Annotated in this window: 11 protein-coding genes; 4 read left to right on the top strand and 7 right to left on the bottom strand. The window is 71.9% G+C overall.

Translation table 11 applies throughout. The annotated features are described in order from the left end of the window. Positions 1 to 1,588: GMC oxidoreductase (locus JHN45_RS44405; protein ID WP_201055051.1), on the top strand; the 1,588-nt coding region annotated here is incomplete at its 5' end. 4 nt (positions 1,589 to 1,592) lie between these two features. Here the strand turns inward: JHN45_RS44405 and JHN45_RS44400 are convergent. The 6 genes from JHN45_RS44400 to JHN45_RS44375 form a co-directional block, all read right to left on the bottom strand. Further along, entirely contained in the window at positions 1,593 to 2,786 is a 1,194-nt protein-coding gene (locus tag JHN45_RS44400) for a cytochrome P450 (RefSeq protein ID WP_201055049.1), read from the bottom strand. Beyond that, a complete protein-coding gene (locus JHN45_RS44395) occupies positions 2,783 to 3,544 on the bottom strand; it encodes a ferredoxin (RefSeq protein ID WP_201055046.1) in 762 nt (253 codons plus the stop codon). Before JHN45_RS44395 ends, JHN45_RS44400 begins: the two co-directional genes overlap by 4 nt. A gap of 84 nt (positions 3,545 to 3,628) precedes the next feature. Then, positions 3,629 to 4,624, bottom strand: coding sequence for a 3-oxoacyl-ACP synthase III family protein (locus JHN45_RS44390; RefSeq protein ID WP_201055044.1), 996 nt, complete (start codon positions 4,622 to 4,624; stop codon positions 3,629 to 3,631). Between the two features lie 52 nt (positions 4,625 to 4,676). Further along, a complete protein-coding gene (locus JHN45_RS44385; protein WP_201055053.1) occupies positions 4,677 to 5,912 on the bottom strand; it encodes a beta-ketoacyl-[acyl-carrier-protein] synthase family protein in 1,236 nt (411 codons plus the stop codon). After that, the gene (locus JHN45_RS44380) at positions 5,912 to 6,145 is read right to left on the bottom strand and encodes an acyl carrier protein (RefSeq protein WP_200716363.1); all 234 of its coding nucleotides are present in this window, start codon (positions 6,143 to 6,145) and stop codon (positions 5,912 to 5,914) included. Before JHN45_RS44380 ends, JHN45_RS44385 begins: the two co-directional genes overlap by 1 nt. A gap of 111 nt (positions 6,146 to 6,256) precedes the next feature. After that, on the bottom strand, positions 6,257 to 7,363 hold the full coding sequence (locus JHN45_RS44375; protein WP_201055042.1) for a beta-ketoacyl-ACP synthase III: 1,107 nt from the start codon (positions 7,361 to 7,363) through the stop codon (positions 6,257 to 6,259). Between the two features lie 277 nt (positions 7,364 to 7,640). Between JHN45_RS44375 and JHN45_RS44370 the strand changes: the two genes are divergently transcribed. Next, positions 7,641 to 7,979: an antibiotic biosynthesis monooxygenase gene (locus JHN45_RS44370; protein WP_200716365.1), complete on the top strand. Its 339-nt coding sequence runs from the start codon at positions 7,641 to 7,643 to the stop codon at positions 7,977 to 7,979. 12 nt (positions 7,980 to 7,991) lie between these two features. Here the strand turns inward: JHN45_RS44370 and JHN45_RS44365 are convergent, their stop codons facing one another. Then, on the bottom strand, positions 7,992 to 9,536 hold the full coding sequence (locus JHN45_RS44365) for a PH domain-containing protein (protein ID WP_201055040.1): 1,545 nt from the start codon (positions 9,534 to 9,536) through the stop codon (positions 7,992 to 7,994). Between the two features lie 339 nt (positions 9,537 to 9,875). Between JHN45_RS44365 and pstC the strand changes: the two genes are divergently transcribed. Together pstC and pstA are read left to right on the top strand one after the other, a co-directional pair. After that, positions 9,876 to 10,859, top strand: coding sequence for a phosphate ABC transporter permease subunit PstC (pstC, locus tag JHN45_RS44360; RefSeq protein ID WP_307783369.1), 984 nt, complete (start codon positions 9,876 to 9,878; stop codon positions 10,857 to 10,859). A gap of 25 nt (positions 10,860 to 10,884) precedes the next feature. Further along, a partial coding sequence (pstA, locus tag JHN45_RS54240) for a phosphate ABC transporter permease PstA (RefSeq protein WP_201055039.1) occupies positions 10,885 to 12,488 on the top strand: 1,604 nt, incomplete at its 3' end.

Raw genomic sequence — 12,488 nt, 5'->3', positions numbered from 1 at the left:
CCCCACCCCCGCCCTCAGCCGCCGCGGTCTGCTCGGCGCCACCGCACTCGGCGCGGTCGCCCTGGCAGGCGCCGGGCAGACCAGGGCCGCCGCGGCCTCAACCCCCGCCGCCGTCACGGAACTTCGCGAACGGGCCGTCGTCGTCGGCACCGGCTTCGGCGGCGGTGTCACCGCGTTACGGCTGGCCCAGGCCGGGGTCTCCACCCTGGTCCTGGAGCGCGGACTGCGCTGGCGGACCGGCCCGAACTCCACCACGTTCTGCCGCTTCGCGAACATGGACAACCGCTCCGCCTGGCTCACCGACCACGCCATCGTCGGCGGCGTCGACAAGACCTGGACGCCGTACACGGGCGTGCTCGAAGCCGTCGTAGGAGACGGCATGACGGCGATGTGCGGGGCGGCGGTCGGCGGCGGCTCGATCATGTACCACGGCATGACCCTCCAGCCCACGAAGGCGGACTTCGCCACCTCCATCCCGCAGGCCGCCGCCCTCTACGACGACCTCAACCTCTGGGCGTACCCCACGGTTTCGCGGATGCTGGGCATCTCCACCGTCCCCTACGACGTCCTCGCCTCCGACCCCTACAAGTCGTCCCGCCTCTTCCAGGACGTCGCACCGCGAGCGGGCCTGACCCCCTTCAAGGTGCCGCTGCCCATCGACTGGGCCTATGTCCGGGGCGAGTTGGAGGGGCTGTACGACCCGACGTACACCACCAGCGACATCGCGTTCGGCGTCGACAACGGCGGCAAGCACTCCATCGACGTCACCTATCTCGCGCAGGCGGAGTCCACCGGCCTGGTGCAGGTGGCGCCCCTGCACGTCGTCCGCGACCTCGCGATGGACGCGAACAAGAAGTGGGTGCTGTCCGTCGACCGCATCGACACCGGCGGCGCGGTCCAGGAGCAGATCCGGATCACCGCGGACGCCGTGTTTCTCAACGCCGGTTCGCCCGGCACCACCCGGCTCCTGGTCAAGTCCCGCGCCAAGGGCCTGATTCCGGACCTGCCCGACGCCATCGGCACCAAGTGGGGGAACAACGGCGACCGCATCTGGGCCTGGATCAACCCGACCGGCGACGCGGGCACCCAGCAGGGCGGCCCCGCCTGCGTCGGCGGCCGCGACCCGAACAGCAGCATCCCGCTCACCGTCGTGCACGCCGGATCCCCCGTCCAGCAGCCGGGCGTCACGGCCCTCACCGTCGTCGGCTTCGGCATCGTCGACGGCGCGGGCACCTGGGCCTACGACGCCGACACCGACGACGCCCACCTCACCTGGCCCACCGACGCCGACGCCGAACTCCAGGCCCTGATCGCGGCCAAGATGCGGGACATCGCCACGGCGGGCGGCGGCATCATGATCGACACCAATGCCCAAGCCCCGTCCACCTGGCACTCGTTGGGCGGCGTCCCGATGGGCGACGCCGTCGACCTCACCGGCCGTGTCCTCGGCCACCAGGGCCTCTACGTCCTCGACGGCGCCCGCATCCCCGGCTCCACCGGCGCCTGCAACCCGTCCATGACGATCGCCGCGCTCGCCGAACACAGCATGCGGACGATCGTGCGGCAGGATCTGGGGCGGGTGTTCTGACCCCTCAGCCCCAGGTCACCGGGAGCGCGCGCAGCCCGTACACGATGTTGTCCTGGTTGTAGGCGAGTTGGTCGGCCGGGACGGCGAGCCGCAGTCCCGGCAGGCGGCGGAACAGGGTCGTGAGAACGGTCTGGAGTTCGACACGGGCCAGGGTCTGGCCCAGGCACTGATGGACGCCGTAGCCGAAGGCGACATGGCGGCGCGCGTCCCGGGTGAGGTCCAAGTCGTCGGCCTCACCGAAGAGTTGCCGGTCCCGGTTGGCCGTGGACAGCATGCAGATCACGCCGTCCCCGGCCGGGATCGTCACCCCGCCCACCCGCACGGTCTCCGTCGCCGCACGCCCGAGGCCCAGGTGGATGATCGTGAGATGGCGGAGCAGTTCCTCCACGGCACCTCGGACCAGACCCGGGTCGGCGCGCAACAGGCCGAGCTGGTCGGGGCGTTGGAGCAGCGCGAGCACACTGATGGCCGTCATGTTGGCCGTGGACTCGTGCCCGGTGACGAGCAGGAGAAAGCCGAGTGACGCCGTCTCCTGGTCGGTCAGATCCTCGCGGGCGGCGAGCCGGCTGAGGATGTCGTCGGCGGGGCGACTCCGCTTCCGGGCCGCCAACTCCGCCAGATAGCCCATCAGTTCGGCGTGCGCACGCTCCGCCTCCGGCCGAGTGGTGCGGTTGTCGAGGAGAGTGCGGCTGAACGACTGGAACAACTCGTGGTCCTCGTACGGCACCCCGAGCATCAGGCAGATGACCAGCGAGGGGATCGGCAGCGCGAGATCCGCCACCAGGTCGGCGGACGTGCGGCCCTCGGTCATGCGGTCCACGGCCCGGTCGACGATGTCCTGGATGCCCGGGCGCAGTTCCTCGATCCGCTTGACCAGGAAGTCCTTGCTGACCATGCGGCGCAGCCGGGCGTGCTCGGGGTCGTCCATGCGGATGAAACTCGGCTTGGCGGTGGCCAGTTCACGCTGCCCGGCGGAGAGGAAGGGAAAGCCCGGTGTGCGCGCGTCGGCGCTGAAGCGGGCGTCCGCCAGCACGGCGCGGACCTCGTCGTAGCCGGTGACCAGCCAGCACGCGGTGCCGTCCGGCAGCACGGCCCGGGTGACGGCGGCCTCGCGGGCGGCGGCGGTGTGGGCGGGCGGCGGAGAGAAGGGGCAACTGCCGTAAGGAGCGGGGAGGTTGGTGGCGGTGACGGTCGTCATGGGAGGGCCGGCTCCTCGTCGTCGACCAGCGTGATGGCGCCACTGGGGCACAGGTCGGCGGCGAACCGCACCTCGTCGGCGTACCGCGCCTCCGGGTCCGGGACGAGCAGGGCGACCCGGCCGTCGTCCTCGCCCTGCTCGAACACCTCGGGCGCCGCGCCGACGCACTGCCCCGCGCTGCAACAGCGTTCGCGGTCCAGGAGGACGGTGAGAGTGGGCTGCCGGTCGGAGGGGGTGCGGAGGGTGTTGAGCGTGGCGCACATGGCGGCGGTCTGGCCCGCCAGGACCAGCAGCTCGACGAGCTGCCCGGGACCGAGGACTCCGGCGAGGCGGCCCCAAAGTCCTTCAGGAACAGGTGAGTTGACGGCCAACAGATCGGCCGCCTCCAGAAGGTCGCGGTCCTCGCCCGCCCAGGCATGCGTGTCCAGGTCGGCGGCCGTCGCGTCGATCTCGGTGGCCGTCAGCCCGGCGTCCGCGGCCGGGGTGCGGTGCCGCCGGTGGACGTAGGGCGCGTCGAGGCGGTGGGCGACGCGCAGGACGATCAGCTCGCGCCGACGGTGGCCGAGGGTGCCCTCGTGGGTGAGGACGCGGGCGAGGGAGAGCCAGGCGTGAGCCAGGACGGGGTGGTGGGCGAGGGTGCCGAACAGGTTCTCCCGGCCGGGGCCGTCCCGGTGGGAGTCGGCGAGCAACGACCGCAGGACCGGGGGCCATTCGGCGGGCGGGAGGGGAGGGATGCGGGGGACGCGGGTCGTGGTCAAGGCGCTTTCACCTTCGTATTCACCTTCCGACGAAGACACGGAGACACGGAGACACGGAGCCGAGGGACAGGGCGTCGACGTTGTTCACCAGCGGGCGACGACCACTCCCGCGCTGGCCCCGCTCGCGAAGCCGAACATGCCGACCAGGTCGCCGCGTCGAAGCCGTCCGGCGTCGAGGGCGGCGGCGAGTTGGAGGGGGATGGTGTTGGTGGCCACGTTGCCGTGGGTGGGAAAGGTGGCCAGGATGCGCCCCGGGTCCACGCCCACCCACTCGCACACGACCTTGGTGAACGGCACCGACGGCTGGTGCACACAGACGAGGTCGAGGTCGTCGCCCTCGACGCCCAACTCCCTCATCGCACCCCGCACTTTGCCGGGCAACCCCTCGAACGACCCCACCAACTGGACGGAGTCGATGCGGAGATGGCCGAGCCTGCGGTGCTGCGCGTAGGGGTTGGGGAGGGTGGCCGCCCGCCAGCCCCAGGAGTTGGCGAAGAACCGGGAGCCGAGGATGCCGGGCCGCTCACTCGCCTCGACCAGCAGCGCCGAGCCCATGTCGCCGGTGCTGAGGCTGGGCAGCGCGGTCGCCAGGTCGGCCGGGTCGTCGAGCTGCCAGCGGCTCTCGCGGGTGCTGACCTCGGCCGTGGTCACCAGCACCCGGCGGTACCGGCCGCCCCGGATGAGCGCGTCGGCGACCTCCAGCGCGTTGAGGACTCCGTTGCAGGCGTTCTTCAGGTCGAACACCGGGCAGCCCAGGCCGAGTTTGTCGGCGACGACATGGGCGGTGGCGGGCTCCTCCATGTCGGCGAGGATGCCGGCGTAGAGGAGCAGGTCGATGTCGGCCGGGTCGGTGCCGGTGTCGTCGAGGAGGCGCCGGGCCGCGTGGGCGGCCAGGTCGGAGGGTTGCTCCAGGTCGTCGGCCACGGTGCGCTCGGCCAGCCCGTACATGCGCTGGAGCACCCCGCGCGCCAGCGGCACGGCGGGGCTGCCCGCCCGGAAGCGGTCCTCCACCGCGGCCACGCTCTGCCGGCCCTCGGGGATGTGGACGGTGGCGTGAACGATCGTGCTGTGAACGGTCATTGATCCTTCCTGTGTCAGGTCCGTCAGTCCTCAGCCCTCCAGCCCCCGACCCTCAGTGCTCGGCGGTGAAGAGCAGCACCACGTTGTGCCCGCCGAACCCGAAGGAGTTGCTGACGGCGGCCCGGACGCGCTGGCGGCGGGGGAGGCCGGTCACACAGTCCAGGTCGTAGGGGAGGTTGTCCGGGGTGAGGTTGGCGATCGGCGGCACGGTGGAGCGGTGCACGGTCAGGGCGGTGAGCGCGGCCTCGACCGCGCCGGACGCGCCGAGCCCGTGCCCGAGAACTCCCTTGGCGGCGGTGACACTTGGCCGGTGCGGCAGCACCCGCTCGATCAGCTCGGCCTCGGTCAGGTCGTTGAGCGGGGTCGAGGTGCCGTGCGCGTTGACGTGGTCGACGTCCCCGGGACCGAGCCCCGCCTCCGCGAGCGCGGCGCGCAACGCGGCCTCGGCATGAACTCCCCCCGGTGCGGGGGCCGTCGGATGAAACGCATCAGAGGTCTGGCCCACGCCCGCGAACCGGGCGTAGCGCCGCTGTCCACGGGCACGGGCGTCCGCCTCCCGTTCCAGGACGAGGACGGCGGCGCCCTCGGCGATCACGAACCCGTCCCGGTCCGCCGCGAACGGCCGTGAGGCGGCGCCGGGTTCACCGACCCGGGACGACAGCGCGCCCATCCGCTGGAAGCCGGAGGTGATCACCGGGGTGACGGCCGCCTCCGCGCCGCCCGCCACCGCGATGTCGCACAGCCCGGCGAGCAGCAGAGCGCGGGCCGTTGCCAGCGCGCTGGCCCCGGAGGCGCAGGCGGTCTCGGTCGCCAGGGAGGGACCATGAGCCCGGAGGTCCAACAGCACTTCTCCGGCGGCCATGTTGGAGATCAGCATGGGCACGAGGGCGGGCGAGACCAGTTCCGGGCCGCCCTGGTGGTGGCGGAGGGTCTGGTCCTCCAGATGGGCGGCCCCGGCAAGACCGGAGCCGATGACCACGGCGACCCGGGCGCCGTCCCACCCGGCGGGGTCGAGCCCGGCGTCGGCGACCGCCTCCCGCGCGGCGAGTACCGCCAACTGGCTGAAGCGGCCCATGCGCCAGGCCTTGCCGCCGCCGATCCGGGCCTGTTCCGGGGTCATGAGGGGGATACGGCAGGACAAGTCGACGGCGCAGCCCTTGAGTTCGGGATCGGTGGCCGCCGTGGAACGACCGGACAGGACCCCCTCCCAGGTGGCCGCGCGGCCGACCCCGGCCGGGGTGATGAGCCCCAGGCCGGTGACGGAGACGGGTGCGCAGGGTGCTTTCATCACGCCCGCTTGGCGTTCAGCGTGGCGACCAGCTCACCCACGGTGCTGTGCCGGGCGGCCTCCTCCTCCGCGACCGGGACCCCCAGCTCCTCCTGGAGCGCCAGGGCGAGTTCGGCCAGCGCGAGCGAGTCCAGATCGAGGCTCTCCAGGGTGGCGTCCGGGCGGATGTACTCGGGGCTGACCTCGAACTTCTGGGTGAGTACGGCGGTCACGGCGGTCTGCACGGGGGACATGGCGTTCCTTTCGACGGGTGAACGGAGCAACGCGATCAGGGCACTTGACCTGTTTCGCGGTACGCGGACAGCAAGCACCGGCGGCGGGGCCGCCCGCGAACGGGCGAGGTCTCAGGCGACCGGCATCGGCACGGCCGGGTCGGCGCCGTCGATCCCGGCCACAGCTGCCATCTCCGGCCAGACCAGGGCCGCCGAGCCCCAGGTGAGCCCGGCGCCGAAGGCGGTGAGCAACACCCGTTGCCCGACGTGGAGTTCACCGCGCCCGGCGGCATCGGCGAGGGCCAGCGGGATGGAGGCGGCGCCGGTGTTGCCGACCAGGGCGATGTTGGTGACATGCCGGTCGTCGGGCACGGGGATGCGGGCGCCGACGGCGGACAGGATCCGGGCGTTGGCCTGGTGGGCGCAGAACCGGTCGATGTCCTCGGCCGCCCAGTCCGCGCGCTTGAGCACGGTGTGGGCGGACTGCGTCATACGGGTCACCGCATGCTGGAAGACATCGTGTCCCCGCATGCGGAAGTAGCGGTCGTCCGGGCCGAATTCACCCGGGCGGGACCGTTCCAGCGCACCGCCACCGGGCACCTGGATGAGCCCCTCCCCCGAGCCGTCGCTGCCGAGGTCGAGGGCCAGCACCGCGCCCGGTTCGTCCGGTGCGCCGCGCCGCAGTACGGCCGCCCCGGCGCCGTCACCGAACAGGATCCCGGCGGAACGGTCCAGCGGATCGAGGAGCGTCGAGTACACCTCGGCCGCGACCAGCAGGACCCGGTCGGCACACCCCGAGGTCAGGGCGCCGACGGCGGCGGCGAGGCCGTAGACGAATCCGCTGCACGCGGCGGACACGTCCCAGGCGGCGGTTCCGCCGAGGCCGAGGCGGGTGGCCAGTCGGGGGGCCATGGCGGGCATCGGCCGGTCGGGGGTGGAGGTGGCGACGATGACGGCGTCGACCAGTGGCCGGCCACCGTCCACCGGCGACCGGTCGGCGGCCGAGAGCGCCCGGCCGGCCGCCTCCAGCGCGAGGTCGCCGGTGGTCACCCCCGGTGCCGCGCGCCGCCGTTCGCCGATGCCGGTGCGTCTGCGCACCCAGGCGTCGTCGACTCCCCACGCGGCGGGCAGGGCGTCGTTCGCCACCGCGTCCGGGGGGACGAAACCGGCGATGCCCTCGAGCACGGCCGTCCGCGACGGCGTCAAGAGGGGGGCTGCGCTGGGCAGTCGGTGGGTCACACACGCCTCGTTCGTAAGTGATCTTGGACGAGCGAGCACGACTGTAGATCGGATCAAGATCGGGCCGGGAACGTGACACGGCTCGAACACGCAAGCCAAAATGCCCTCCCCACCAGCAAAAACGCAGCTCAGCGGCCGAAGTGAGGAAACGTTACGCCCGTTATGCCGTCCACGGATCACCCGAAAGAGGACGGCCGGTGACGCCGTTCGGCACACAACCGCCCCGGAGGACACGCCAGTTCACCGGGTCGGGTGACGGCGCTGGGACAATGGGCCCATGAGCATCGTCAAGATCAACGTACTCACCGTCCCCGAAGAGCAGCGCGAGACGCTGGAGAAGCGGTTCGCGAACCGCGCCGGGACGGTGGACGGCTCGGACGGCTTCGAGTGGTTCGAGCTGCTCCGCCCCGTCGAGGGCACCGACACCTACCTCGTCTACACCCGCTGGCGCGCCGAGGAGGACTTCCAGAAGTGGATGTCCGGCATGGGCCAGGCCGCCCACCGCGGCACACCCCAGGACGGCTCCGCACCGGCCGAGCGCCCCAGGCCCGCCGCGACGGACGCCACGCTGTGGACCTTCGAGGTGGTCCAGCAGGCAGGCCCCAAGCAGGACTGAGAAGCACTGCTATTACCACTGCGCCTCCCGCACCGCCGTCAGTTCGCGCAGGACGCGGGTCAGGTCGTCCGGTGCCGCCGCGAGGCGCACCGGGCGCCCCCCGTCGTCGAGTTCGGCGATGTGCCAGTCACCGGGGACGGTGTCGCCGTCCCCGCCCCGCACCCGCCGCACACCCTTGACGGTGAACCGCTCCACCGGAATCCGGCGCGCCGCGAACCGCCCCGGCCCCGGGGTCACCGCGGGCGGCCCGTCGCCGAGGGCGATATGGGTACCGAAGCCGTACGGGTTGTAGTCGGTGTGCTCCAGGAACCGCGCGGAGACGAACACCTCCCCCTCCAACTCGCCCGGCTCTACGCCCCGTTCGACCTCACCGACCGGACGGACCCGGGTCTCGCGCCAGGCCCGGACCAGCAACACAGCCGAGCCGAGCGTGCCCGCCGCCAGCCAGCCGATCGCGGCGGGTGAGGCGAGCAACGTCGTCGGGTGGAAGTAACACAGCGGCACCAGCCACAGAGCCGTACCGGCAAGGACGAACCCGAACGGCACCGCAGAGGGCAGGACTTCGTCGTCGGGCAGCCGGCGCCCGCGCACCCGCTGCACGGTCAGCGCGCCGGGGTAGCCCGCGGCCAGGCCGGCGAGGGCCGACATGACGGCCAGGGTGCCGGCGTTCGGAACGTGCCGGTGCCAGACGTACCGCGACCCGCTGACGACCCTCACCTCGCCACGCCAGAACGTCAGTTGGACCTTGTCACCGGCGTGAAACCCGTCGGCGGCCTCGACCGGCACCTCAAGACGCCGGAAGGGCCGATCTTCCGTGAAGTACACCCAGCTGGACTTCTTGGGCCGGTTGGGGTCGGTCCGCGCGATGACGGCCGAGGTGTAGGTCAGACACTCCCGGCGCTGGGCGACCGGGGTCGACGCGGTGCACGGGACGGCCGCGCGCCAGGCCCGCTGGTCGGCCGCGGTGTCCGACACGAACGCGGCGGCCACGCCCGCGCCCACCAGCAGCACCGCACACCACAGAACCGCGGCCCCCGCCCACCCGCGCCCGGCGGTACGGTCCGAGACGACGGGAACGGCAGCCGCATCCGCCACCCCGGTCGCCCCATGACGCTGCCGCAGCGCACGAAGAGCGGCCAACTGCTCCTGAAACAGGTCGAGTTCATACGGCCCGGTCGCGACCGGCAGGGGCAGCGTCCGACTGCGCCCGTCCCGCAGCAGCACACCGACGCGACGGACCTGCCCGCCCCGCGAACCGCTCCCGCGCTTCAGCCGGATCCGCAGCTCGGCGACCTCCGGCCACGGCACGCTCCACCCACGCAGCAGCGTCCAGGACCGCAGCCCGCGCGCGTCGGCACTCACCCGGGCGGTGACCAGGTACAGCGACACGAAACCAACGACCGCGAACGACCCACCGCCCACCAGCCACAGCACACTCGGCCCGCGCAACACCGCCCACCCCACCGAGGCCCCCGCGCCCGCCGCAGAGAACGCCACGGACAGCCACAGGGCCCGGCGCGGGCGGGCACGGCAGTGCACCGCGTGGACCTCGGTCATGGCCCCCACTCTGCCCCGGCCCGCGCGGTAAGCGCTTGTGCGCTCTCCGGCAGTGTTCCGGCCTGCCAGGTTGCCCGAGGGAGGCAAGATGCCCGACGAACCCCAGGAGTGCTCTCGTTGGCGCCTCCTCCACGACAGCCCCACCGAAGTGACATGACCCGTTCACTAATCCTCCACATACGAAGCTCTGCGCCGAAAGAATCCGGCCATTGACTCACTTCGCGCGGCATCCACCGGGAAGTCGCGAAGCGCCTCGTTCGTTTCGTTTCGTTTCCTCAGGTGGAGGGACACGTGCTGTCCGCGCAGAAGGGCTCCGACCGAACGGAGCCCCACAGACCCGTGCTCGATCCGCCGCCCAGACGGCCACAGGCCGCCCGCGGGCTCGGCGACCGCATCTTCCGCTACCAGTTGACGGCCACCGGGATCGTCGTCCTCGCCATCATGGCCGCCGTAGGACTGTTCCTCCTCCTACGGGCCACCCAGGCACTTCGCGCCACCGGCCCGTCCTTCCTCACGACGGCCCAATGGCAGCCGGACGTCCACCGGTTCGGCATCGCGGCGGTCCTCACCGGCACCCTGCTGATCGCCGCGGTCGCGGTCACGATCTCCGTACCCCTGGCCGTCGGCACGGCCCTGTTCATCTCCGACGTGGCCCCACGCGGCCTGCGCCGCACCCTGGTGAGCCTGGTGGACCTGATGGCGGCAGTGCCCTCGGTCGTCTACGGCCTCTGGGGCCTCTTCTTCCTCCAGGCGCACGTGATCGGCCTGTCGCGCTGGCTGTCCGACTGGTTCGGCTGGATCCCCCTGTTCAAGGTCGACGGCACCCACCCGGGCGACCCGCTCGCCTCCGCGAGCGTCTACACCGCGTCCGCGTTCGTCGCCGGGATCGTCGTCGCGCTGATGGTGGCGCCCATCCAGTGCTCGGTGATGCGCGAGGTCTTCGCCCAGGCACCGGCCGGCGAACGCGAGGGCGCCTACGCGCTCGGTGCCACCCGCTGGGGCATGATCCGCGCGGTCGTCCTGCCCTACGGCAAGGGCGGCATGATCGGCGGCACGATGCTGGGGCTCGGCCGGGCGATGGGCGAGACGATCGCCGTCTACATGATCATCTCGCCGGTCTTCGTGATCCAGCCGCACATCCTGCAGACCGGCTCCAACTCGGTCTCCTCCCTCATCGCCCTGCACTACGGCGACGCCTCCAGCTTCGGCATGTCGGCCCTGATGGCCGCCGGCCTGGCGCTGTTCCTCCTCACCCTGGCGGTCAACTTCACCGCCTCCACGATCGCGGCCCGCTCGCGGTCCGGCGCGCAGAGCGAGGCATGAGATGACGGTCGTAGAAGAAGCAGTAATGGCACCGGAGTTGGAAGTACTGACCCCCCAACCCCCGGACGTACCACGGCGGATCGGCGGCCCCACCCGCTCCGGGGTACTGGCACTGTCCGGTGCCGCGGTGTCCGGCCTCTGCGTGAGCGTGCTCCTGTTCGGCGAACTCGCCCCCTTCTCCGGAGCGTTGGGCTTCGCCGTCACCTGGTACGCGGTCTCCCTCGTCGTCTACGGCGTACTCACCGGCCTGGAGGAGAACGCCCAGGCGGTACGCGACCGGGTGATGACGGTGGTGCTGTGGACAGCGGCAGGCCTGCTGTTCTCCGCCCTCGCCATGGTCGTCGGCTTCACCCTCTGGCGAGGCCGCGAGGCACTGACGTACCTCAACTTCTTCCACCAGGACATGCAGGCGGCAGGCCCGCTGGACCCGCTGGGCGTAGGCGGCATAGCCCACGCAATGATCGGCACCCTGCTGATGATCACCATCGCGCTGCTGATCACCGTCCCACTGGGGCTGGCCTGCGCGGTGTACCTCAACCAGATCCCCGGCCGGTTCTCCCGCTTCGTCCGCACCATCGTCGAGGCGATGACCGCACTCCCGTCCATCGTGGCCGGCCTCATGGTCTACGCGGTCTGGGTCCTCCAACTGGGCATGGAGAAATCAGGACTTGCGGCCGGCTTCGCGATCAGCGTGATGATGCTGCCGATCGTGATCAGAGCGGCGGACGTGGTCCTGCGCCTGGTCCCCGGCACACTCACCGAGGCGGCCGAGGCCCTGGGCGCACCGCGCTGGCGCACGGTCTGGCACGTGGTCCTGCCAACGGCCCGCTCCGGACTCGCCACAGCGGTCATCCTCGGCACGGCACGCGGCATAGGCGAGACGTCCCCGGTCCTCCTCACCGCAGGCTTCACCGCCGCCACGAACTACGACCCCCTGCACGGCCCGATGATCTCCCTCCCCCTCGCGGTCTTCAGCTTCGTCCGCTCCCCCGAACCCGCGATGATCGCCCGAGGATTCGGAGCGGCGGCGGTACTGATGGCCCTGGTCCTGATCCTGTTCGTCATCGCCCGAGTAATCGGCGGCCGAGGCCCGGGCCAACAAACCCGCAGCCAGGCCCGCCGCACAGCCCGCGCCTCACGCCGGGACGCGGCCCGCTTCGACGAACTCCGGGGCCCAGGCCTGTCGTTGTTCGACACGCATCCCCACGAGTCGTCTGAATCGCCGACAACCAGACCCACCCCTGCATTTGAACCCCCCGCACCCACGGACGGCGAACCCGCCCCACAGGCACCACCCGCACCCGACAACGACGGATCCGCCCCGCAGGGACCACCCGCACCCGACGACGAGACCGCCACCCACAGCGCACGCAGTGGCGTCGAAGCCGACACGGAGAGCGCGCACGCAAGCGACGACGCACCCGCCCCCACCACCCACGAACCACCCGCGGCCGCCGCCGGCGATCCCGCCCCACAGGGGCGACCCGCACCCGCCGACGCAACCGTCACCCACACCGCACGCAGTGGCGGCGAAGCCGACACAGCGGGCCCGCGCGAAAGCGACGACGCACCCGCACCCGCCGACGGCGAACCCGCCCCACAGCGGCCACCCGCACCCGCCGACGCAAC

It is taken from the genome of Streptomyces sp. MBT53 (genome assembly GCF_016654115.1).
Taxonomy (GTDB): Bacteria; Actinomycetota; Actinomycetes; order Streptomycetales; family Streptomycetaceae; genus Streptomyces.
Note: the sequence above shows the minus strand (reverse complement) of the source record. Positions and strands in the feature narration are given on the sequence as shown.